The sequence below is a fragment of the Variovorax sp. J31P179 genome (assembly GCF_030316985.1).
In the GTDB taxonomy this organism is placed as follows: Bacteria; Pseudomonadota; Gammaproteobacteria; order Burkholderiales; family Burkholderiaceae_C; genus Variovorax; species Variovorax ginsengisoli_B.
In genome coordinates, this window is the sequence record NZ_JASZYL010000021.1 from 60,140 (window position 1) to 82,872 (window position 22,733).

The following is a 22,733-nucleotide window of genomic DNA, read 5'->3' on the forward strand; positions in this document are numbered from 1 at the left end:
CATGGACATTTCAACCGGCGCGCCCGTGCTGCTGCTCACGGGCATCGACAAGCGCTTCAACGGCGTACCGGCACTGTCGGGCGTCTCGCTGCGCCTGCGTGCCGGCGAGATCCATGCCCTGCTGGGGCAGAACGGGGCCGGCAAATCGACCTTGATCAAGGTGCTCACGGGGGTCTATGCGGCCGATGCCGGCGAGATGGCGCTGGCCGGCCAGCCGATCCGGCCGGCCTCGCCGCTCGACGCCCAGCACCTGGGCATTAGCACGGTCTACCAGGAGGTCAATCTCTGCCCCAACCTGTCGGTGGCCGAGAACATCTTCGCCGGCCGCTATCCGCGTCGCGGCCCGGCCCAGGGCTGGCGCATCGACTGGGCCGCGGTGCACCGCGAAGCACGGGCGCTGCTGGCGCGGCTCGACATCGACATCGATGTCACGCAGCTGCTGTCGAGCTACTCGGTGGCGGTGCAGCAGATGGTGGCGATCGCGCGTGCGCTGGGCCTCTCGTCGAAGGTGCTGATCCTCGACGAGCCGACCTCGAGCCTGGACGACGAGGAAGTCAAGAGCCTGTTCGCGGTGCTGCGCCGGCTGCGGGGGCAGGGCCTCGCGATCCTGTTCGTCACCCACTTCCTGAACCAGGTCTATGCGGTGTCGGACCGCATCACGGTGCTGCGCAACGGCGGCTGGGTGGGCGAGTGGCCGACCGCCGATCTGGGACCGCAGGCCCTGATCTCGGCGATGGTCGGCCGTGAGTTCGCGGCACAGGCGAGCGGCCATGCCGAACTGCCGGCGATCGAGGCCACGGCGCCGGCGCTGCTGGAGGCCGAGGGCCTGGGCCAGCGCGGGCAGCTGCAGCCGGTCGACTTGCAAGTGCGCGCCGGCGAGGTGGTGGGCCTGGCCGGCTTGCTCGGCGCCGGCCGCACCGAACTGGCCCGGCTGCTGTTCGGGCTGGCCAGGCCCGACCAGGGGCGCCTGCGCGTCGATGGCGTCGCGGTCGAGCTGGCGAGCCCGGCCGATGCCGTGAGGCACGGCATCGCGCTGTGCCCCGAGGAGCGCAAGACCGACGGCATCGTGGCCGAGCTGTCGGTGCGGGAGAACATCGCGCTGGCGCTGCAGGCGCGGCGCGGCGTGCGCAACACGCTGTCGCGCGGCGAGCAGGCCGCCTTGGCCGAGCGCTTCGTGAAGGCGCTCGGCATCAAGACCGCCAGCATCGAGACGCCGATCGGCCTGCTGTCGGGTGGCAACCAGCAGAAGGCGGTGCTGGCGCGCTGGCTGGCGATCGAGCCGCGGCTGCTGATCCTCGACGAGCCGACCCGGGGCATCGACGTCGCGGCCAAGCAGGAGATCATGGACGAGATCCTGCGGCTCGCACGCGGCGGCATGGCGGTGCTGTTCATCTCGTCCGAAATGAACGAGGTGGTGCGGGTGTCGCACCGCATCGCGGTGCTGCGCGAGCGGCGCAAGGTCGGCGAACTGCCGGGCGGAAGCAGCGAGGACGCGGTCTACGAACTGATCGCGGCGGAGACATGACGCACTTGTTCAAACACCGCCTCGCCTGGCCGCTGGTCACGCTGCTGCTGCTGCTGGCGATCAACGCGGCCTTCAACCCGAGCTTCCTGCATCTCGAATGGCGCAGCGGCCATCTCTACGGCAGCCTGATCGACATCCTGAACCGTGCCGCGCCGCTGGTGCTGGTGTCGCTCGGCATGACGCTGGTGATCGCCACCCGCGGCATCGACATCTCGGTCGGCGCGGTGGTGGCGATCGCGGCGGCCATCGCGGCCTGGATGATCGGCGGCTCGCTGGTGGTCAGCAATGGCGCGGCGGCGCAGGTGAGCCGCTTCCCGATGTGGCTGGCGATCATGGGCGCGCTCGGCGCCGCGCTGGCCTGCGGTCTCTGGAACGGCCTGCTGGTCGCCCGCGTCGGCATGCAGCCGATCATCGCGACCCTGATCCTGATGGTGGCCGGGCGCGGCATCGCGCAACTGATTACCGGCGGGCAGATCATCACCATCTACTACGCGCCCTTCTTCTTCATCGGCAGCGGCTATCTGTTCGGGCTGCCGTTCTCGGTCTACGTCGCGGCCATCGTCTTCGCGCTGCTGTACCTTGCGATCACGCGCAGCGCGCTCGGCCTCTTCATCCAGGCGGTGGGCATCAATCCGGGCGCGGCCCGGGTCGCCGGCGTGCGGGCGCGCCGCATCGTGGTCGGCGCCTACATGTTCTGCGGCTTCTGCGCCGGCGTCGCGGGCCTGCTGATAAGCTCCAACGTCAAGAGCGCCGACGGCAACAACGCCGGCCAGCTGCTCGAACTCGACGCCATCCTGGCCGTGACGCTCGGCGGCACCGCGCTCACGGGCGGGCGCTTCAGCCTGGTCGGCAGCGTGATCGGCGCGCTGATCATCCAGACCCTGACTTACGCGATCTATTCGCTCGGTGTGCCGCCCGAGATCAACCTGGTGGTCAAGGCGGTGGTGGTGTTCGTGGTGATGCTGCTGCAGTCGGCGGAGTTCCGGGCCAGTCTGCGGCAGCTGGCAGTGCGGCCGGCGCATGGGGGGGCGACGCGATGAGCGCGCTGGTGTCGAACGAAGCCGCGGCGGCCGATGGCGCGACCGCGGCGTCGCGCGGCCGGCCGGCCGGCGCGCGCTTCAATCCCAAATACCTGCCGCTGGCGGCGACGATCTCGCTGTTCATGCTGATGGCGACCCTGGGGTCGGTCTTCTACGACGGCTTCTTCTCGCCGCAGGTGTTCCTGAACCTGCTGATCGACAACGCCTTCGTGTGCATCGTCGCGGTCGGCATGACCTTCGTGATCCTGTCGGGCGGCATCGACCTGTCGGTCGGCTCGGTGATCGCGCTGACCACCATGGTCTCGGCCTCGCTGGTCGAGAAGCACGGCTGGAGCCCGGCGCTGGTGATTCCGCTGGTGCTGGCGATGGGCACGGCCTTCGGCGCCTTCATGGGCCTGCTGATCGAGCGCTTCCGGCTGCAGCCCTTCATCGTGACCCTGGCCGGCATGTTCCTCGCGCGCGGCCTGTGCTACTTGATCAGCATCGACTCGATCAGCATCACCAACGAGTTCTATGCCAAGGTCTCGCAGTGGCGGCTGCCGGTGTGGGGCGATGCCTCGCTGTCGGTGTCGGCGCTGATCGCGCTGGCTGTGGTGGCGCTGGCGGTGTTCATCGCCCACTTCACGCCCTTCGGCCGCGCGGTGTACGCCATCGGCGGCAGCGAGCAGTCGGCGCTGCTGATGGGCCTGCCGGTGCGTTCGACCGTGGTCGGCGTCTACACGCTGTCGGGCTTCTGCTCGGCGCTGGGCGGCGTGGTCTTCACCTTCTACATGTTGTCGGGCTACGGCCTGCATGCGATCGGCCTCGAGCTCGACGCCATCGCCGCGGTGGTGATCGGCGGCACCCTGCTCACCGGCGGGGTCGGCTACGTGGTGGGCACGCTGTTCGGCGTGCTCATGCTGGGCATCATCCAGACCCTGATTTCCTTCGACGGCACGCTGAGCTCGTGGTGGACCCGCATCGTGGTGGGCGTGCTGCTGTTCGTCTTCTGCCTGCTGCAGCGCCTGTTCACGGCGCGCGGCACCGGTACCCACTGAGGCCACGGCATGCCTGACACCCCGACCCGGAAGCTGCGCTCCGCCGAATGGTTCGGCCCGGCCGACAAGAACGGCTTCATGTACCGCAGCTGGATGAAGAACCAGGGCATTCCGGACCACGAGTTCGACGGCCGGCCGATCATCGGCATCTGCAACACCTGGTCCGAGCTGACGCCCTGCAATGCGCACTTCCGCAAGATTGCCGAGCACGTCAAGCGCGGTATATCAGAAGCAAACGGCTTTCCGGTCGAGTTCCCGGTGTTCTCCAACGGGGAGTCCAACCTGCGTCCGACCGCGATGCTGACGCGCAACCTCGCCAGCATGGACGTCGAGGAGGCGATCCGCGGCAACCCGATCGATGCCGTGGTGCTGCTCACCGGCTGCGACAAGACCACGCCGGCGCTGCTGATGGGGGCCGCCAGCTGCGACATCCCGGCGATCGTCGTCACCGGCGGACCGATGCTCAACGGCAAGCTCGAGGGCCGCGACATCGGCTCCGGCACCGCCGTCTGGCAGCTGCACGAGGCCATGAAGGCCGGCGAGATCGACCTGCACCAGTTTCTGTCGGCCGAGGCCGGCATGTCGCGTTCGGCGGGCACTTGCAACACCATGGGCACGGCCTCGACCATGGCCTGCATGGCCGAGGCGCTGGGCGCCTCGCTGCCGCACAACGCGGCGATCCCGGCGGTCGATGCGCGGCGCTACGTGCTGGCGCAGATGTCGGGCATGCGCGCGGTCGAGATGGCGCGCGAGGGGCTCACGCTGTCGAAGATCCTGACCCGCGAGGCCTTCGAGAATGCGATCCGCGTCAACGCGGCGATCGGCGGCTCGACCAATGCGGTGATCCACCTGAAGGCGATCGCGGGCCGGATCGGCGTCGCGCTCGAACTCGAGGACTGGACCCGCTTCGGCCGCGGCACGCCGACCCTGGTCGACCTGATGCCCTCGGGCCGCTTCCTGATGGAGGAGTTCTACTACGCCGGCGGCCTGCCGGCCGTGCTGCGACGCCTGGGCGAGCATGGCCTGCTGCCGCATCCTGGCGCGCTGACCGTCAACGGCCGTTCGCTGTGGGACAACGTGCGCGAGGCGCCGAGCTTCAACGACGAGGTGATCCGGCCGCTGGACAGGCCGCTGGTCGCCGATGGCGGCATGTGCATCCTGCGCGGCAACCTGGCGCCGCGCGGCGCGGTGCTCAAGCCCTCGGCCGCTTCGCCCGAACTGCTCAGGCACCGGGGCCGGGCGGTGGTGTTCGAGAATCTCGAGCACTACAAGGCGCGCATCGTCGACGAATCACTCGAGATCGACGCCAGCTCGGTGATGGTCTTGAAGAACTGCGGGCCGAAGGGCTACCCGGGCATGGCCGAGGTCGGCAACATGGGCCTGCCGCCCAAGCTGCTGCGCCAGGGCGTCAAGGACATGGTGCGGATCTCGGACGCCCGCATGAGCGGCACCGCCTACGGCACGGTGGTGCTGCATGTGGCGCCTGAAGCGGCCGACGGCGGCCCGCTGGCGGCAGTGCAGGACGGCGACTGGATCGAGCTCGACTGCGAGGCCGGACGGCTGCACCTCGACATCGACGACGCCGAACTGGCCGCGCGCCTGCAGGCGATCGCAGGCCGCGCCGCGCCCGTGACCGGCGGCGGCTACCAGCGACTGTATGTCGACCATGTGCTGCAGGCCGACGAGGGCTGCGACTTCGACTTCCTGGTCGGCTGCCGCGGTGCGGCCGTGCCGCGGCACTCCCATTGAGCCGCGCGGCCTGGACGGACCGCTTCAGGACTTCCAGAACGGCGTGAGTTCGGCCACCTTGGCGAGCGCCTTGCGGCACTGCTTGGCGCTGGCCGGATGGTTGGCCGCCAGCCAGCCGACAGCGAACCAGGCCGCGCCGTCCGTTGCAGCATGCGCGCGGTAGGCTGCCATGGCGGTCGCGGCATCGTTGTGGGCGCCGAGCGCATCCTGCGCCGGCTCCAGCTGCGCCAGAAAGCGCTCGGCGGTACGGCGCCCGAACAGCGGTGCCACGAACTCGCCCAGGTAGCGCAGGCGCTTGAGACGCTTGCGCACGCGATGCTGCTCGACCGCTCCGAGGCTTTCGAAGCGCTTGCCGTCGCGCAGCACCTGTCGATGCAGCTTCGAGAGCCGGGCCCGCAGCGCCTTGCGGGCCGAGGGGGCCTTGGCAGCCGGTTCGGTCGCGGCGGCGGCGGGCAAGGAGGCGGCGATCAGGTTCATCAGCGCCGCCTGGAAGGCCGGGCTCCGCACCGTCTCCGCGGCCGAAGGGGTGGCGTCCGAGTCCGCGGCGATGCTGCAGGGCGGTGCGCCATGGGCTTCCAGCTGCGGTTGCACGCTGCCCATCACGTGCTCGCGATCGCGCTGGCGGCCCAGCGCGCCGAAGGTCTCGGCCAGCGCCGGCTCCCAGGCCGGATCGATGGCCGGCGCGAACTCGGCCATCTCCCGCAGCGCGGTGCGCAGGCGCCGGATGCCGACGCGCAGCTGGTGCACGTGCTCGGGGTCGGTGCTTTCGGCCGCGACCTCGCTGGCGTTCGGAAGAATCTGGCTCAGGCAGCTGTCGAGCACCGCACGAAACACCTGCGGACCGCTCGCATCGGCCTCCAGCCGCGGCGCCGTGGCCTTGACCGGCGGGCCGTGCTCGGCGCCGCGGGCCAGCCGCTCGCCGCGCTCTGCCTTGGAGAAGGTGTCGAGCCAGAGCCCGTAGCGCGCGCGCCAGCGGCCGGCGAGTTCGAGCAGCGACGACGGACTCCCGTGCTTGAGCTCAATCTCGAGTTCGCGCAGCGGATGGGTGCGGTCGCCGGCGCGCACCGACCCGAGGTCGAAGGCCAGTTCGACCAGCGCGTCGCCGCTGCGCATCTCACGCGTGGTGCGCCAGACGTCGGTGCCGTACAGCGGCACCAGCGCGACTTCGGCGGGGTCGTGCCCGGCCTGGCGCAGGGCCTCGGCGATCCGTTCGCCGACCGGCGTCCCGTGATGCCGGCCGACCAGGGGCAACGGCGTGTCGCTGGCCCGGCCAGGCGGGAGTTCGACGTTGTGCTCGAGGCGCTCGACCAGCCGCTCGCCCGGGGCCTTGGCGGTTTGCACCCAGGCACCGTCTTCCTTGCGCACCCGGAGCACGATATGCTGCGCTGCCAGCGCGCCATCGGCGGTGTCGTAGTAGCGGGCGCGCAGATGCGCGCGGTGCGAGCGCCCGCGCGCCACCGCCGCTTCGACCGCCGCCTGATGCGCGGCATCGACCTGGAACTTGAGTTCGAATTCGACCACGGGGCCACGCGGGGACCCGACTGCATCGGGCGCCGCCTTCACTCCTTGAGTTCGCTGACCTGCACCGACAGATCGTACAGCTTGGACTTGCTGGCGTAGTAGCGGTCGAGACGCCATTCCTTCAGGATGTCCATGGCCAACTGGAAGCTCTTGTAGTCGAGGTCGTAGAGCGTGACGAGCTCGAAACTTGCCTCTGATTCGAGCGCCAGCACCAGTCGGGCGAGGATTTTTGAAGACGCGTCAGCCGGGTCCGTTTCGATGAATCGGCGGGCGACCTTGATGGCGTTCATGGGAAAGGCTTCCTCGTTAGTACATTCCCATGACTATAGCCAGCCGACACATGCGAATTGTGACAGTCGCATGACAAACCTGGGGTTTCCCCCGCTTGTCACACGATTCAGCGCACGGGCGTTTCGGCCTGCCGGATCACGCCGCCGCCCAGCACGCTTCCGGTGACGGTGCCATCCATGACCCGGGCTTCGCAGGCCTCGCGGTCGCCGGCCGGCTGGCGGGCGCAACGGGCCAGCGCGTTCTGCTGCAGGGTGGCCGCGTCCGGGGCGGGGAAGCCGCCGCGGCGCGCCGTGTCGGCGGCCGCGCCTCGCTCGCGCAGGCAGGCTGCGCGGTCCTGCATCATGCCGTCGCAGGGCAGGCTGCCGAGGGGGGCGCCGGCGGCGAAGGCGGCCGAGGCGCCGAACAGGCTGCCGGCGGCCAGAAGGGCAGCGGAACAGGAACGCAGTGTGTTTCTCATGGTCACTCCTTGAGTCATGGCGGCGCGGACTCGCGCCACCCCAGGCCGCCACTGTGGGGGCCGGGGCTCAGGAAGCGTGTGGGACGAGGGGGCCGCGCGCGGCGTCCTGCAGGCGCGCTTTTCTGTCGGACAGAGTCGCGCCTCAGCCGGCAGCGATGCGCTTGGCGAGGTGGGCCAGCGCTTCTTCGACCTGGTCGACCAGAATCAGCGACAGGTCGCCGGGCTGCAGCCGGGCCAGGGCACTGTCGATGGCGATGAACTCGCCACGGATCTCGTCGATGAAGCGGGTCCGCTCGGCGCCTTCCAGGCCCTGGCGCAGCAGCGCCATGACCTCGCCGTCGGCGCGGCCGCGCTGGGCGGCGTCCTGGTAGAGGATCACGTCGTCGAAGGCCTGGCCGAGGATCGCGGTCTGGTCGCGGATGTCGCAGTCGCGGCGATCGCCGGCGCCGCTGATCACCACCGAGCGCTTCTTCGCCGGCATGGTGTCGACCGCGGCCACCAGCGCGCGCATGGCGTCGGTGTTGTGGCCGTAGTCGGCGATCACGGTGGCGCCGCGGTAGTCCATCACGTTGAAGCGGCCGGGCACGCCGGCGGCGTCGTTCTTGAAGCTCGCGAGGCCGCTGCGGATGGTGTCCCAGTCCAGGCCCACGGCCCAGGCCGCGGCCACCGAGGCCATCACGTTGTCGACCTGGAAGCCGATGGTGCCGTTGCGAGTGATCTGCACGTCGCGCAGCGGGATCCGTTCGCGCCACGAGCCTTCGGCCGCGACCACCGCGTCCTGGTCGACGTAGACGGTGCGCTTGCCCTGCGCACGGTGGGTGGCCATCACCGGATGGGTCCGGTCGGCGCTGAAGAAGATCACGCTGCCGGGGCAGCTGGTGGCCATTGCCGCGACGTTGGGGTCGGCCGCGTTCAGCACCGAGTAGCCGCCGGGCGCCACGTTGCGCACGATCACGCGCTTGAGCACCGCCAGGTCCTCGACGGTGGTGATGTAGTTGAGGCCGAGGTGGTCGCCGCTGCCGATGTTGGTCACCACCGCCACCTGGCAGCGGTCGAAGCCCAGGCCTTCGCGCAGCACGCCGCCGCGCGCCACCTCGAACACGGCGGCATCGACGTCGGGATGCAGCAGCACGTTGCGCGCGCTCTTCGGGCCGCTGCAGTCGCCGCTGTCGGTCTGGCGGCCGTCGACGTAGACGCCGTCGGTGTTGGTCATGCCGGTGCGCAGTCCGCTGCCCGCCAGCAGGTGGTTGATGAGCCGCGCGGTGGTGGTCTTGCCGTTGGTGCCGGTGACGGCGACCACCGGGATGCGGCCGTCGTCGCCGTGGGCGAAGAGGGTGTCCATCACCGCTTCGCCGACCGCGCGGCCGCGGCCGAACGAGGGCGAGATGTGCATCCGCAGGCCGGGCGCGGCATTGACCTCGACCACGCCGCCATGCTGCTCCTCGAGCGGGCGCAGCACGTTCTCGCAGACCATGTCGACGCCGCAGATGTGCAGTCCGACCATCTGGGCCGCGTCGACCGCGCGGGCCGCGACTTCGGGGTGCACCGTGTCCGTCACGTCGGTGGCGGTGCCGCCGGTCGACAGGTTGGCGTTGTTGCGCAGCACCACGCGCTGGCCGAGCGCCGGCACGCTGTCGGGCTTGAGGCCCTGCGATTCGAGCCGGCCGATGGCGATGTCGTCGAGGCGGATCTTGGTCAGCGAGGTGGCGTGGCCCTCGCCGCGGCGCGGGTCCTGGTTGACCAGCTCGACCAGTTCGCGCACCGACTTGACGCCGTCGCCGATCACCTGCGGCGGGTCGCGGCGGGCGGCGGCCACCAGCCGGTCGCCGACCACCAGCAGGCGGAAGTCGAAGCCGGGCAGGAATTTCTCGACCATCACTTCGCCGTAGGCGGCGGCCGAGTCATAGGCGGCCAGCAGTTGCTCGCGGCTGGTGATGTTGACCGTGACGCCCTTGCCCTGATTGCCGTCCTGCGGCTTGACCACCACCGGCAGGCCGATCTCCTGGGCCGCGGCCCAGCCGTCGTCGGCGTCGCTCACTGGCCGGCCCAGCGGCACCGGCACGCCGGCGGCGTTGAGCAGTTGCTTGGTGAGTTCCTTGTCCTGCGCGATGGCCTCGGCGACGCCGCTGGTGCTGTCGACTTCGGCGGCCTGGATCCGGCGCTGCTTGGAGCCCCAGCCGAACTGCACCAGGCTGCCGCTGGTGAGTCGCCGGTAGGGGATGCCGCGCGCGACCGCCGCGTCGACGATCGAGCCGGTGCTCGGTCCGAGGCGCTCGGATTCGTCGAGGTCGCGCAGCTCGGTGATCGCCGCGGTGGCGTCGAATTCGGTGCCGCCCTGGGCGGCGTCGATCAGGGCCTGGGCCAGTTCCAGCGCACGGCGGCCGACGGCTTCCTCGCTGTACTGGAAGGTGACCTGGTAGATGCCTTCGTCGATGGTGCGCGAGGTGTGGCCGAAGTTGACCGGGCAGCCGGCCTGGGCCTGCAGCGCGACGGCGGCGTTCTCGAGCACGTGCGCGACCGCCAGCGGCTGGCCGAGCACGACCGGGTGCAGTTCGCCGATGGTCGGGAACAGCGCACGCAGCCGGTCTTCGAAGCCCGGCAGGCGCTCCATCGCGGATTCTTCGGGGCTGCACGAGACGATCGCCTCGATGCAGGTGTGGCGGCTCCACAGGTTCGGGCCCCGGAGGGCGCGGATGCGAGTGACTTCCATGGCGTTCAGGCGCCGGCGGACCCGCAGGCCCGGCCGGTCAGGCAAATTGTTGTTCGGTGGGGATCAGGGTCTGCGACAGCTGCAGCGAGGCCAGCGCCGCCTGCAGGTCGGCTTCGAAGGCTTCGACGCCGGCACCGATCAGGTTCAGCGGAATGCCCAGCGCCCAGCCGGCGGCGACCGCGGCGAGCAGGCTTTCGAGGCTGACACCCGCGTGGGTGGCGCGCCAGACTGTCAGCCGGCCGAGGCCGGGCAGGAAGGATTCGCTGCTGCCGTTGGCCAGCACGACGCGGTCCTGGCGTACCAGCACGGCCTTGCCGCCGGCTTCGCGGTGCTTGGCCAGCGCCTCGGCCTGCGGGTCGGCGGCGTAGAGGATCACATCGCCGTCGCACAGCGGCGCCAGGCCCGCGACCCGCGGGTCGCCGGCGTTGAGCACGGCGGTGCCTTCGGGCAGCACGACGTCGACCTGGGTGCGCAGCACCCGCACCATCTGGTCGCTTTCGGTGATGTCGAACTCGCCCAGCGCCTGGGCGCCTTCGAGGTCGGTCACGATGCCGACTTCGCAGCGGTCGTAGGCCAGGCCGTCGCGCAGGATGGTTTCGGCGCCGTTCTCGATCACCACCGCCTGCACGGCGCGGTTCACGAGCAGGCGGCGGCCGGCTTCCCAGTGGGCGCTGTCGCGGGCGTCGACCCGGCGCCGTTCGAGGAACAACCCGTCGCGGCAGGCCAGCCCCGTGTGGCGGCCGCCGAGGCCGATCAGCCAGGCCACCAGGCGCGACAGCACGGCCGTGTCCTGCGAGCCGGCGACGCCGACCACGGGGATGCGGCCCGGCGCGTCGTCCGGAAAGAGGTGGTCGCAGATGGCGCGGCCGACCGGGCGCGGCGAGCCGACGGCCGGCTTCAGGTGCATCAGCAGCCCGGGGCCGGCGTTGACTTCGACGATCGCGCCGCCCTGCGGGGCAAGCGGACGCGAGATGTCCTCGGCCACCAGGTCGACGCCGGCGATGTCCAGGCCGACCACGCGGGCGGCCAGCACGGCCGCATGGGCCACGTCCGGATGCACCTGGTCGGTGCAGTCGATCGCCATGTTGCCGTTGCGCTGGATCGTCACGATCCGGCCGGCCGCGGGCACGGCATCGCCGTCGAGGTCCTGGCGCTTGAGTTCGAGCTGCAGCTTGGCGTCGGTGTCGAGGACGATCACGTCGAGCGGATATTCCTCTTCGGCGCCGCGCCGGGGATCGCTGTTGAGCTGGCTGTCGATCAGCTGGGCCACGGTCGCGCTGCCGTCGCCGGTCACGGTGATGATCTCGCCGCGCGCGGCCGCGACCACCTGACCGCCGACCACCAGCAGGCGGTGTTCGGAACCGCGCACGAAGCGCTCGACCATCACGTCGCTGCCTTCGGGCTCGGCGACCGCGAACGCGGCCATGACTTCGTCGCGGGTGTGGAGCTCGAGCGAGACGCCGCGGCCATGGTTGGCGTCCGAGGGCTTGACCGCCACCGGCAGGCCGATGTCCTCGGCGGCTTCCCAGGCTTCCTCGGCATTGGCCACCACCTGGCCTTCGGGCACCGGCACGCCGCAGCTGGCGAGCAGCGACTTGGTGAGTTCCTTGTCGCTGGCGATCGATTCGCCGATGGCGCTGGTGTAGTCGGTCTCGGCGGTCCAGATGCGCTGCTGGTTGGCGCCATAGCCCAACTGCACCAGGTTGCCGCTGTTGAGCCGCAGGTGCGGGATGCCGCGGTCGGTGGCGGCGCCCACGATGCAGGCGGTGCTCGGGCCGAGGTAGCAGTCCTCGACCTTGGCCTTGACCGCATCGACCGCTCGCTGGACGTCGGCGGCGCCGAAGGGCTGGTCGTTGATCGCCGACATCAGCAGCCGGTGGCCTTCGGCCAGCGCGACCCTGGCGACCTGCTCGTCGCGGGCCCGGAACACCATCCGGTAGACGCCGTGCTGCGAGGTGCTGCGGGTCTGGCCGAAGCCGGTCGGCATGCCGGCCAGGTTGAGCAGCTCGATGACCACGTGTTCCAGCACGTGGCCGGCCCAGGTGCCTTCGGTCAGGCGCTGGATGAAACCGCCGCGCTCGCCGACGCCGCAATGGTGCTCGATCAGCGCCGGCAGCAGGGTGGTCAGGCGGTCCGTGAAGCCGGGAATGGTGTTGGACGGGTGGTCCTCGAGCGCGCCGAGGTCGAGCCAGACTTCCAGCACCGGCCGGTAGGTCCAGAGGTTCGGGCCGCGCAAATAGTTGATGCGCAGCAGTTGTATGTCGTCGAAACGGGTCATGAAAACGTTCGTTGTGCTTTGGCCGAGCACGGATGCACCCTCAAGCGCGCCCATGGCCATCGGTCAAAATCGGCGCGCCGGGAGCGCCATGAAGGGTCCGTCGGCGGGCCAGAGATACAGAAACACAATGCAACATCACGATCCAGTCGGAACCCCGGGGGGCGAAGGGGAGGCGGCTTCAGACGCTCTGAAAAGTCGGCTCTCTGTCGGGGAAAACGTTTTGGCGACGCTGGCGGTTGACCTCGACGGGCAACTTCGATTCAAGACGGGCCTGCTCGCCCTGACCGACCAGCGCCTGCTGGCCCGCGCGCCGGACGGCCAATGGTCCGAATGGCCGGTCCCGGCCCAGGGCCTGGAAATCCACCTCGGCGACCATGCCGGCATCGGCACGCTCGACCTGCTGGGGGCCGAAGGCCGGCTCGGCCGCTGGCGCTTCACGCTGGCCCAGCAGGCGGCGGCGCTGCGGCTGCAGAAGCTGTTCGACGTCCGCACCGAGGGTGTCGCGCAGGCGACAGCGGCGGGCGGCGAGCTCGACGAGGCGCCGTTCGTCGAACCGGAGCTGCAGGCGCCGCCTTCGACCTGGGTGCTGCTGCGCCTCGGCCGCTTCGCCAAGCCCTACCGCAAGCAGCTGATCGCCGGTTTCCTGCTGACCCTGGCCTCGACCGCCGCCACGCTGGTGCCGCCCTACCTGACCATCCCGCTGATGGACGACATCCTGATCCCGTTCCAGAACGGGCAGCAGATCGCGGTCGCCAAGGTCGTGATGTTCCTCAGCGCGCTGCTGGCCGCGGCGCTGGTCGGCTGGGCCCTGGGCTGGGCCCGCACCTACCTGCTGGCACTGGTCTCGGAGCGCATCGGCGCCGACCTGCGGACCACCACTTACGAACACTTGCTGACCTTGCCGCTCGATTACTTCGGCGGCAAGCGCACCGGCGACCTGATGGCGCGGATCGGTTCTGAAACCGACCGCATCAACGTCTTCCTTTCGCTGCATGCGCTCGATTTCCTGACCGACGTGCTGATGATCGCCATGACGGCGGTGATCCTGTTCTCGATCAATCCGCTGCTGGCGATGGTGACGCTGGTGCCGCTGCCCTTCATCGCCTGGATGATCCACGTGGTGCGCGACCGCCTGCGCACCGGCTTCGAGAAGATCGACCGGGTCTGGAGCGAGGTCACCAACGTGCTCGCCGACACCATTCCAGGCATCCGGGTGGTCAAGGCCTTCGCGCAGGAGCAGCGCGAGGCGAAGCGCTTCCATGCCGCCAACGTCTACAACCTGCAGGTCAACGACAAGCTCAACAAGACCTGGTCGCTGTTCACGCCCAGCGTCTCGCTGCTGACCGAGATCGGCCTGCTGGTGGTCTGGGGCTTTGGCATCTGGCAGGTGGCGCGCGGGCGCATCACGGTCGGCGTGCTGACCGCGTTCATCGCCTACATCGGGCGCTTCTACACCCGGCTCGACTCGATGAGCCGGATCGTCTCGGTGACGCAGAAGGCCGCGGCCGGCGCCAAGCGCATCTTCGACATCCTCGACCACGTGAGCAACGTGCCCGAGCCGGCCAATCCGGTCAAGGTCGAGCGCGTGCAGGGCCGCATCGAGATGGCCGATGTCGGCTTCCGCTACGGCAGCCGGGCAGTGATCCGCGATCTCGACCTGGTGATCGAGCCGGGCGAGATGATCGGCCTGGTCGGCCATAGCGGCTCGGGCAAGAGCACGCTGGTGAACCTGATCTGCCGCTTCTACGACGTCACCGACGGCGCGATCAAGGTCGACGGCACCGACATCCGGCGCTTCGCGGTGGCCGACTACCGGCGCCACGTCGGGCTGGTGCTGCAGGAGCCTTTTCTCTTCTTCGGCACCATCGCGCAGAACATCGCCTACGGCAAGCCCGAGGCGACGCGCGAGGAGATCGTCGCGGCGGCCCGCGCCGCCCATGCGCACGACTTCATCCTGCGGCTCGCGCACGGCTACGACTCGCTGGTGGGCGAGCGGGGGCAGGGCCTGTCGGGCGGCGAGCGCCAGCGCATCAGCATCGCGCGCGCGCTCTTGATCGACCCGCGCATCCTGATCCTCGACGAGGCCACCTCGGCGGTCGACACCGAGACCGAGAAAGAGATCCAGAAAGCGCTCGACAACCTCGTGAAGGGCCGCACCACGATCGCCATCGCGCACCGGCTGTCGACCTTGCGCAAGGCCGACCGGCTGGTGGTCATGGACCGGGGCGAGGTCGTCGAGGTCGGTCCGCACGACACGCTGATGGAAAAGCAGGGCGCCTACTGGCGGCTCTACCAGGCGCAGCTGCGCCAGGCCGACGACGAAAGCGCGGGCGCGCTGGCCGAGCGCACCTCGGTGGCCCTGGCGCTGGGCAGCCATGCCGCGCATCCGGCGGGGGACGCATGATGATGAACATCGAACTCGAGCGCGACGCCTTCGGCCGGCTGGTGCTGACCGATGCCGAAGGCCAGCGTCACGCGGGCGTGGTGCCGGTGCGTGCCTTTCCGCTGACGGCGCCGGACGACGGGCTCTCGCTGGTCGGGCCCGACGGCCGCGAACTGCTCTGGATCGACCGCCTCGACCAGCTGCCCGAAGGCGCCCGCGCGCTGCTCGGCCAGGAGCTCGCGCCGCGCGACTTCGCGCCCACGCTGCAGCGGCTGCACAAGGTCTCGAGCTTCGGCGTGCCCAGCACCTGGACCGTCAGCACCGACCGCGGCGAGACCAGCTTCGTGTTGAAGGCCGAGGAGGACATCCGCCGGCTCGAAGGCGGCGCGCTGCTGATCGCCAGCGCGCACGGGGTGCAGTTCCGGATTCCCGACGTGAGGGCGCTGGACCGGGGTTCGAGGAAGCTGCTGGAGCGGTTCCTGTAGGGTCATCGGCGGGCTTTCCGGGGTGCATCAAATAGAATGAAGTGCATCAACCCCATGAAAGTGCATCAGCCATGCGCACCACTGTCACTCTGGAAGACGACGCCTTCGAAGTGGCCCAGGCCTATGCGCAGGCGCGCGCGCTGAAGCTCGGGCAAGCCATCTCCGAACTGATCCGGCGCGGCGGCGGCGAGCGCCTGCCGGTGCGCAAGAAGGGCGGCGTCTGGGTGTTCGAGCTGCCGGCCGATGCGCCCCGCGTCACCAGCCGCCAGGTCAGGGACCTGCTGGAAGACGCGCCTTGAGCTGGCTGCTGGACGCCAATGCGCTGATCGCATTGGGTTGGCCGGCGCACGAGCACCACGAGCGCATGCTTCGCTGGTTCGGCCGCCATGCGCGTGAGGGCTGGGCCACCAGCGCGCTGACCCAGTCGGCTTTCGTGCGCGTGATCTCGCAGCCGGCCTTTTCGGGCCGGGCCATGTCGATCGGCGAGATCGCCGAGGTGCTGCTGCGCAACACCGCGCATCCCAAGCATCGCTTCCTGGCGCTGGATTTCGGCATCGAGCAGGTGCTGGGCTGCTGCACCGGCGGCCTGCGCGGCCATCGGCAGATCACCGACGCCTGGCTCCTGACCCTGGCCATGCGCCACGGCGCCAAGCTGCTCACCTTCGATGGCGGCATCGCGCAACTGCTCGCCACCGCGCCCGAACGCCAGCGCCACATCAAGATTCCGGACTGAACACCATGCACACCACCGCCCTCGTCCTCTTCTCCGGTGGCCAGGACTCCACCACCTGCCTGGCCGATGCACTCGCGAAATACCAGCGGGTCGAGACCATCGGCTTCGACTACGGCCAGCGCCACCGGGTCGAGCTCGATGCGCGGCTCACCGTGCTGGCCCGCCTGCGCGAGCGCTTCCCGCAATGGGCGCCGCGGCTCGGCGACGACCACCTGCTGTCGGTCGACGTGCTGGGGCAGGTCAGCGCGTCGTCGCTGACCCAGGACATCGCCTTCGAGATGCAGGCCAACGGCCTGCCCAACACCTTCGTGCCCGGCCGCAACCTGCTGTTCCTCACGCTGGCCGGCGCGCTGGCCTACCGGCGCGGCCTCGAGGTCATCGTGACCGGTGTCTGCGAGACCGACTTCTCGGGCTACCCCGATTGCCGCGACGACACGATGAAGGCGCTGCAGGTCGCGCTCACGCTCGGCATGGACCGGCGTTTCGTCATCGAGACCCCATTGATGTGGATCGACAAGGCCCAGACCTGGGCCATGGCGCATCGCCTCGGCGGCGATGCGTTGGTCGGGCTGATCGTCGAGGACACCCACACCTGCTACCTCGGCGACCGCACGCAGCGCCACGACTGGGGCTACGGCTGCGGCAGCTGCCCGGCCTGCGAGCTGCGGGCCCGGGGCTGGGCCGGCTACGTCGCCTCGACCCTGTAGCGCACGCCGCTGCCTTCGGGCTGCGGCACCAGCGTCCAGCGGCGCTGGTGGTGGTCGCCGACCGAGGCCCGGTGGGCGATCGACACCATGGCGCCGCCGGCGGCGTGCACCATCGCCGTCAACCGCTTGTAGAGCGTCGCCTCGCTGTCGGCGTCAAGCGCACTCGTTGCTTCATCGGCGAACAGCCAGGCCGGCTTTCGCAGCAGCACGCGGGCGATCGCCAGGCGCTGCTGTTCGCCGCCCGAGAGCTTCTGGCTCCAGGCATCGCGGTCGTCGAGCCGGCCGGCCAGGTCGGGCAGCAGCGCGTCGTTCAGGGCCTGGACCAGCTGCGCGTCGCTGAACTGGCTGGCAGGTTGGGGATAGGCCAGCGCGTCGCGCAGCCGGCCGTCCGGCACATAGGGCCGCTGCGGGATGAACATGGTGTTGTCGGGCATCGAGACCCGGCCCTTGGCGAACGGCCAGATGCCGGCGAAGGCCCGGAACAGCGTCGACTTGCCGCTGCCCGAAGGGCCTTGCAGCATCACGGCGTCGCCCGGCTGGACGGCCAGCGCGGCGCCTTCGATCAGCCGTGCGCCGTCGGGCAGGGTGACGCCGAAGCCGTCGGCGCGCAGGCCCCTGGCGTTGTCCGCCGGGGTGCGCTCGAGCGCGCTGGCCGCGCCGGCGTTGGCACGCATCGCGGCTTCGAAGGAGCTCAGCCGGTCGGCGGTGGCGCGCCAGACGGCCACCCGGTCGTAGTTGTCGACGAACCAGCTGAGCGAATCCTGGACCCGGCCGAAGGCCGAGTTGACCTGCATCAGCTGGCCGAGCTGGATCGCGCCGCTGAAGAAGCGCGGCGCCTGCACGATGAAGGCGAAGATCACCGAGGCCTGGCCGAACGAGGCCGTGAAGGCCACCAGGTTCTTCTGCTTCTTGATCAGCTGCAGGTAGTTCTTCAGCACGGACCCGAAACGCAGCTCGAGCTGGCCGTGCTCGACCTGCTCGCCGCGGTCGAGCGCGATCGCCTCGCTGTATTCGCGCACCCGCACCAGGTGGTGGCGGAAGTCCGCCTCGTAGCGCTGCTGCTGGTAGTTCAGCCCGATCAGGGGCCGGCCGATGTAGTGCGTGATGACGGTGCCGGCGGCGCAATAGAGCAGGGCGATCCAGACCATCGACCCGGGCACCGAGAAGCTGTGGCCCAGGAGCGTGAAGTTGGCCACGCCGCTCAGGCCCCACAGGATGCCGATAAAGCTCACCAGTGTGACCACCGCGTTGAGCAGGCCCATCGAGAGCGTCATCGTGTAGTCGGTGAACAGCTGCATGTCCTCCTGGATCCGCTGGTCGGGGTTGTCCGGCGACTGGCCGTCCTGCTGGCCGTAGCGTGCCAGTTCGAGCCGGTAAAAGGTGCGGTCGGCCATCCAGCGCTGCAGGTAGCTGCGGGTCATCCAGGCCCGCCAGCGCAGCTGCAGCAGCTGGGTCAGGTAGAACTTGAGGATCGCGATCGCGATGAAGCCGGCCGCGATCCAGCAGAAATAAACGATCTCGCGCCAGAAGACCGCCTGGTCCTTGTTCTGCAGCGCATCGTAGAAGCGCGCGTACCACTGGTTGTTGAGCACCAGCATGTAGACCACGCCGAGGTTGAGCGCCACGATCGCCGCCAGCAGGCCGCGGGCCCGCCATTTCTCCTCGGAGTTGAAATAGGGCGCCGCCAGTGCGCCGATGCGGCGCAGAGTGGTCAGCATGCTCTTGGAACCGGTGCTTGCAGTCATGGCGTGGGAGTAGGTTCGCGCCGGGAGGCGGCGCGTTGCTTTCATCCTAAACCCGCGCGGGCGCGCTTTCTTAAACGGCGCTGAAAACCGGGCCCGGCTGACAAACGCCTGTCACATCCGCTGCCGATGATCGACGGGCTTCGCGTGCCGTTGCGCGCTGTTCTCCCGTGTCCCGATAGGAATCCCCATGCTGCGTCGTACCTTCCAATCCCTCCTGCCTGCCGTCCTGCTCGGCCTCGGCGCCGGCGCCATCGCGCAAGGCCGCACCGAGCTCCTGGTCTACACCGCGCTCGAGGCCGACCAGGTGCAGGCCTACAAGACGGCCTTCGAGAAGGACAACCCCTCGATCGAGCTCAAGTTCGTGCGCGACTCCACCGGGATCGTGACCGCCAAGCTGCTGGCCGAGAAGGCGAATCCGCAGGCCGACGTGGTCTGGGGCCTGGCCGCGACCTCGCTGATGCTGCTCGACAAGGAAGGCATGCTGCAGCCCTATGCGCCGAAGGGCCTCGAGGCCATCAAGCCGACCATGCGCGACAGCGCCAACCCGCCCAAGTGGGTCGGCATGGACGTCTGGTCGTCGGCGATCTGCTTCAACACCACCGAGGCGCAGAAGAAGAACCTGCCCAAGCCCGCCAGCTGGGCCGACCTGACCAACCCGGTCTACAAGGGCCAGATCACGATGCCGAACCCGGCCGCCTCGGGCACCGGCTACCTGATGGTGTCGGGCTGGATCCAGATGATGGGCGAAGACAAGGCGTGGAAGTACATGGACGCGCTGCACCAGAACATCGGCATCTACAGCCAGTCCGGCAGCAAGCCCTGCCGCCAGGCCGGCGCCGGCGAGTTCGCGCTCGGCATGTCCTTCGAGTACCGCGCCAACAAGACCAAGCGCGACGGCGCGCCGATCGACATCGTGCTGCCGAAGGAGGGGCTGGGCTGGGACATGGAGGCCACCGGGGTCATGAAGACGACCAAGAAGCCGGAGGCCGCGAAGGCGCTGGCCGACTGGGCCGTCACGAAGCAGGCCAACGAGCTCTATGCGAAGAACTTCGCGGTGCTGGCGCTGCCGGGCATCCAGGAGAAGCTGGAATTCGTGCCGGGCGACGTCGAGAAGCTGCTGGCCAGGAACGACTTCGACTGGGCCGCCGCCAACCGCGACCGCATCCTGACCGAATGGTCGAAGCGCTACGAATCGAAGTCGGAAAAGAAGGCGCCGCCGCAGTAAGACCCGGCGCATGACGTCCTATCTTTCCCTGCGCGGCGTCGGCAAGTCCTTCGGTGCCAGCCGCGTGCTGGACGGCATCGACCTCGATGTCGAGCCCGGCGAGTTCGTCTGCCTGCTCGGGCCCTCGGGCTGCGGCAAGACCACGCTGCTGCGCATCGTCTGCGGCATCGAGCGCGCCGACCACGGGCAGCTGCTGCTGAACGGCCAGGACATCGCGGGCCTGCCGCCCGCGGCGCGCGGCTTCGGCGTGGTGTTCCAGTCCTATGCCCTGTTCCCGAACCTCACGGCGGCGCAGAACATCGCCTATGGCCTGCATCCGACCGGCGCGCTGGCGCGCGAGATGGCCAAGCGCTCGCGCGAGATGCTCGACCTGGTCGGCCTCGCCGCCCATGCCGACAAGTACCCGGTGCAGTTGTCGGGCGGGCAGCAGCAGCGGGTGGCCCTGGCCCGCGCGCTGGCGCCCAATCCGCGGCTGCTGCTGCTGGACGAGCCCCTGTCCGCGCTCGACGCGCAGGTGCGCGCCAGCCTGCGCGGCGAGATCCGCGCGCTGCAGAAGCGCCTGGGCATCGTCACGATCATGGTCACGCACGACCAGGAGGAGGCGCTGTCGATGGCCGACCGCGTGGTGCTGATGCACGACGGCCGCATCGAGCAGGCCGGCACGCCCGGCGAGCTCTACCACCGCCCGCGCACCCGCTTCGTCGCCGGCTTCGTCGGCCGCATGAACATGCTGCCCGCCACCGTGCTGGCCGGCGACCGCGTGCGGGTGCGCGACAGCGAGCTGCACTGCGCGCCCGTCGCGCTGCAGGTGGGCGCGCAGGCCACCGTCGGCATCCGGCCCGAGCAGGTCGTGGTCCGCCGCTTCGGCGACGGCCTGGGCGCCAACAGCTTCGCTGCCCGGCTGCTCGACACCGAGTTCCTCGGCAACCGCACCGCCGCCCGGCTGGCCTGCGAACCGCTGGGCATCGAGATCGAGGCCGAGCTGCCGGCCGACCACCGGGTCGGCGAGGCGCTGGTGCCCAGCAGCATGGTGCACATCGAGCTGCCGCAGCACGCGCTGTCGGTGCTGGCGCGTTGAAGGCGCTCGACCGCGAACGCTGGCTTACGGCGGCCGGCCTCGGGCTCGCGCTCGCCATCCTGGTGGTGATCGTCGCGCTGCCGGTGGCCGCGCTGGTGGGCCAGAGCTTCTTCGACCGCGCCGGTGCCTTCGTCGGGCTGGCCAACTTCGCCCGCTACCTCGACAACCCGGCGCTGGTGCAGTCGGCCTTCAACAGCGTCTGGCTTGCCGCGCTGAGTGCCGTGCTGTGCACCGCGATCGCCTACGTCTACGCCTATGCGCTCACGCTGTCCTGCATGCGCGGCAAGGGCCCGCTGCGCGCGGTCGCGCTGCTGCCGCTGCTGGCGCCCTCGCTGCTGCCGGCGATCAGCCTGATCTACCTGTTCGGCAACCAGGGCATCTTCAAGGACTGGCTGGGCGGCCTGTCGATCTACGGGCCGCTGGGCATCGTGCTCGGCTCGGTGTTCTGGACCTTGCCGCATGCGCTGCTGATCCTGACCACCGCGATGGCGACCTCCGACGGCCGGCTCTACGAGGCCGCGCAGACCCTCGGCGCCTCGCGCTGGCGGATCTTCCGCACGGTCACCCTGCCGGCTTCGCGCTATGGGCTGATCGTGGCCTGCATGGTGGTCTTCGTGCTGGTCATCACCGACTTCGGCGTGCCCAAGGTGGTGGGCGGCCAGACCGGCGTGCTGGCGACCGACATCTACAAGCAGGTGGTCGGGCAGCAGAACTTCCAGATGGGTGCGGTGGTCGGCTTCGTGCTGCTGATCCCGGCCGTGCTGTCGTTCGCGGTCGAGCGTCGGGTGCGGCGGCGCCAGGCGGCCGCGATGTCGGCCCGCGCGACGCCGCACCGGCCCGAGCCCGTTGCGCTGCGCGATCGGGTGCTGTTCGGCGTCTGCCTGCTGATCGCCGCGGCCATCCTGGTGATGATCGGGATGGCGGTGTTCGCATCGCTCGCCACCTACTGGCCCTACAAGCTCGCGCCGTCGCTCAAGAACTACGACTTCAGCAACATGGATGGCGGCGGCTGGGGCAGCTATGTCAACTCGCTCAAGCTCGGGCTGGGCGCCGCGGCGGCCGGGGCGGTCGCCACCTTCCTGTCGGCCTACCTGGTCGAGAAGCCGCGCCACTTCGGCCTCTTGCGCGAGGCGCTGAACCTGCTGGCCAACCTGCCGCTGGCGGTGCCCGGCCTGGTGCTGGGCGTGGGCTACATCTTCTTCTTCAACGCACCCGCGAATCCGCTCAACGGGCTCTACGGCGGCATGGCGATCCTCATCGTCTGCACCGTGGCGCACTTCTTCTCGGTCGCCCACCTGACCTCGCTCACCGCGCTGCGCCAACTCGACCGCGAGTACGAGCTGGTCGCGGAGTCGATGGGCGTTCCGTTCTGGCGCACGCTGTGGCGCGTGCACCTGCCGGTGGCGCTGCCCACGGTGCTGCAGGTCGGCGGCTACTTCTTCGTCAACGCGATGACGACCGTCTCGGCGGTGGTGTTCCTGTATTCGCCGCAGACCACGCTGGCCGCGATCGCGGTGCTGAACATGGACGACGCCGGCGACGTGGCGCCGGCGGCGGCGATGGCCTCGCTGATCATGCTCACGGCGGCCATCGGCCGCGGACTGTTCGCGCTGGCTGGGCAGGCAGTGCTGGCGCGCACCCAGGGCTGGCGCAGCCGCTAGGGCCTGTTCACACTACTTCCGGGGATCGCGTTGTCGAGCAAAGGGGCTGGATGCAAGGCGCCCGCGCGCAGCAAGGCTTGCGCCTTGCAAGCGCGGGCAACGCCGCAG

The 22,733-nt window shown here is 69.8% G+C and carries 18 protein-coding genes; 12 read left to right on the forward strand and 6 right to left on the reverse strand.

Annotated features, from left to right (window positions below; genetic code table 11):
* Position 1: 1 nt before the first annotated feature.
* From QTI17_RS32310 to QTI17_RS32325, 4 genes are read left to right on the forward strand one after another with little or no spacing between them, the layout of a single operon-like run.
* Positions 2–1,525 carry a sugar ABC transporter ATP-binding protein gene (locus QTI17_RS32310; protein WP_286538037.1) on the forward strand — a complete coding sequence of 508 codons (1,524 nt, stop codon included), beginning with the start codon at positions 2–4 and terminating at the stop codon, positions 1,523–1,525.
* Positions 1,522–2,565 carry an ABC transporter permease gene (locus QTI17_RS32315; protein ID WP_286538039.1) on the forward strand — a complete coding sequence of 348 codons (1,044 nt, stop codon included), beginning with the start codon at positions 1,522–1,524 and terminating at the stop codon, positions 2,563–2,565. The genes QTI17_RS32310 and QTI17_RS32315 overlap by 4 nt, the downstream gene beginning before the upstream one ends.
* On the forward strand, positions 2,562–3,602 hold the full coding sequence (yjfF, locus tag QTI17_RS32320) for a galactofuranose ABC transporter, permease protein YjfF (protein WP_286538040.1): 1,041 nt from the start codon (positions 2,562–2,564) through the stop codon (positions 3,600–3,602). The genes QTI17_RS32315 and yjfF overlap by 4 nt, the downstream gene beginning before the upstream one ends.
* Positions 3,603–3,611: 9 nt before the next feature.
* The gene (locus QTI17_RS32325; RefSeq protein WP_286538041.1) at positions 3,612–5,351 is read left to right on the forward strand and encodes an IlvD/Edd family dehydratase; all 1,740 of its coding nucleotides are present in this window, start codon (positions 3,612–3,614) and stop codon (positions 5,349–5,351) included.
* Between the two features lie 24 nt (positions 5,352–5,375).
* Here the strand turns inward: QTI17_RS32325 and QTI17_RS32330 are convergent, their stop codons facing one another.
* The 5 genes from QTI17_RS32330 to QTI17_RS32350 form a co-directional block, all read right to left on the reverse strand.
* Positions 5,376–6,872, reverse strand: a complete 1,497-nt coding sequence (locus tag QTI17_RS32330) for a CYTH and CHAD domain-containing protein (protein WP_286538042.1) — start codon at positions 6,870–6,872, stop codon at positions 5,376–5,378.
* Between the two features lie 38 nt (positions 6,873–6,910).
* Positions 6,911–7,162, reverse strand: a complete 252-nt coding sequence (locus tag QTI17_RS32335) for a hypothetical protein (RefSeq protein ID WP_286538043.1) — start codon at positions 7,160–7,162, stop codon at positions 6,911–6,913.
* A gap of 107 nt (positions 7,163–7,269) precedes the next feature.
* A complete protein-coding gene (locus QTI17_RS32340; RefSeq protein WP_286523618.1) occupies positions 7,270–7,620 on the reverse strand; it encodes a hypothetical protein in 351 nt (116 codons plus the stop codon).
* Between the two features lie 142 nt (positions 7,621–7,762).
* A complete protein-coding gene (gene cphA, locus QTI17_RS32345) occupies positions 7,763–10,330 on the reverse strand; it encodes a cyanophycin synthetase (protein ID WP_286538044.1) in 2,568 nt (855 codons plus the stop codon).
* A gap of 37 nt (positions 10,331–10,367) precedes the next feature.
* Positions 10,368–12,608: a cyanophycin synthetase gene (locus QTI17_RS32350; RefSeq protein WP_286538046.1), complete on the reverse strand. Its 2,241-nt coding sequence runs from the start codon at positions 12,606–12,608 to the stop codon at positions 10,368–10,370.
* A 127-nt stretch (positions 12,609–12,735) separates the two neighbouring features.
* On the opposite strand from QTI17_RS32350, the gene QTI17_RS32355 reads away from it, so the two are divergent.
* The 5 genes from QTI17_RS32355 (at position 12,736) to queC (ending at position 16,916) form a co-directional block, all read left to right on the forward strand.
* Positions 12,736–15,012: a cyanophycin metabolism-associated ABC transporter gene (locus tag QTI17_RS32355; protein ID WP_286538047.1), complete on the forward strand. Its 2,277-nt coding sequence runs from the start codon at positions 12,736–12,738 to the stop codon at positions 15,010–15,012.
* A 2-nt stretch (positions 15,013–15,014) separates the two neighbouring features.
* The gene (locus QTI17_RS32360) at positions 15,015–15,476 is read left to right on the forward strand and encodes a cyanophycin metabolism-associated DUF1854 family protein (RefSeq protein ID WP_503011153.1); all 462 of its coding nucleotides are present in this window, start codon (positions 15,015–15,017) and stop codon (positions 15,474–15,476) included.
* A 71-nt stretch (positions 15,477–15,547) separates the two neighbouring features.
* Positions 15,548–15,775 (forward strand): hypothetical protein, encoded by a 228-nt coding sequence (locus QTI17_RS32365; RefSeq protein WP_286523611.1) that lies wholly within the window; start codon positions 15,548–15,550, stop codon positions 15,773–15,775.
* Positions 15,772–16,209 (forward strand): TA system VapC family ribonuclease toxin, encoded by a 438-nt coding sequence (locus tag QTI17_RS32370; RefSeq protein WP_286538049.1) that lies wholly within the window; start codon positions 15,772–15,774, stop codon positions 16,207–16,209. Before QTI17_RS32365 ends, QTI17_RS32370 begins: the two co-directional genes overlap by 4 nt.
* A gap of 5 nt (positions 16,210–16,214) precedes the next feature.
* Positions 16,215–16,916: a 7-cyano-7-deazaguanine synthase QueC gene (queC, locus tag QTI17_RS32375; protein WP_286538050.1), complete on the forward strand. Its 702-nt coding sequence runs from the start codon at positions 16,215–16,217 to the stop codon at positions 16,914–16,916.
* On the opposite strand, the gene QTI17_RS32380 is transcribed toward queC, so the two are convergent.
* Entirely contained in the window at positions 16,895–18,661 is a 1,767-nt protein-coding gene (locus QTI17_RS32380; protein WP_286538051.1) for an ABC transporter ATP-binding protein/permease, read from the reverse strand. The two genes, queC and QTI17_RS32380, sit on opposite strands and share 22 nt — an antisense overlap.
* A gap of 187 nt (positions 18,662–18,848) precedes the next feature.
* Between QTI17_RS32380 and QTI17_RS32385 the strand changes: the two genes are divergently transcribed.
* The 3 genes from QTI17_RS32385 to QTI17_RS32395 are packed head-to-tail and all read left to right on the forward strand — an operon-like array spanning position 18,849 to position 22,625.
* A complete protein-coding gene (locus QTI17_RS32385; RefSeq protein WP_286538052.1) occupies positions 18,849–19,886 on the forward strand; it encodes a putative 2-aminoethylphosphonate ABC transporter substrate-binding protein in 1,038 nt (345 codons plus the stop codon).
* A 10-nt stretch (positions 19,887–19,896) separates the two neighbouring features.
* Positions 19,897–20,964 (forward strand): ABC transporter ATP-binding protein, encoded by a 1,068-nt coding sequence (locus QTI17_RS32390; protein ID WP_286538054.1) that lies wholly within the window; start codon positions 19,897–19,899, stop codon positions 20,962–20,964.
* A complete protein-coding gene (locus QTI17_RS32395) occupies positions 20,961–22,625 on the forward strand; it encodes a putative 2-aminoethylphosphonate ABC transporter permease subunit (protein WP_286538055.1) in 1,665 nt (554 codons plus the stop codon). Before QTI17_RS32390 ends, QTI17_RS32395 begins: the two co-directional genes overlap by 4 nt.
* Positions 22,626–22,733 lie beyond the last annotated feature (108 nt).